Genomic DNA, 240 nt, shown 5'->3' with positions numbered 1-240 from the left:
GAAGCTTCCTCGACAGAGAGTCCGCGACAAGCGACACGACTGCTTACGCATCGGCATTCACAGCGCTGGCCATCGGTGAGGGCAATGGCCGTGAAGACTTCATGCTCGCGCCCCGCCAAGGCCGTCAACATGGCCAAGGCATCGGCCTGGTCCACTGGTTTGCCAAGAATCTTGCCGTCTACGATAACGGCGGTGTCGGCACCCAATACGCAGACGCCAGCGGTTTGTTCGAGCGCAGCC

Annotated in this window: 1 protein-coding gene; it reads right to left on the bottom strand. The window is 61.2% G+C overall.

Going from position 1 to position 240, the window contains the following annotated elements:
- Positions 1 to 206, bottom strand: a 206-nt coding sequence (locus tag AC0L3U_RS40145) for a Maf family protein (protein WP_473365233.1), incomplete at its 3' end; no start/stop codon positions are given.
- Positions 207 to 240 lie beyond the last annotated feature (34 nt).

This window comes from Bradyrhizobium sp. Kon69 (assembly GCF_055807515.1).
The sequence above is the reverse complement of the archived record's forward strand: the minus strand, read 5'-3'. Positions and strand labels throughout refer to the sequence as shown.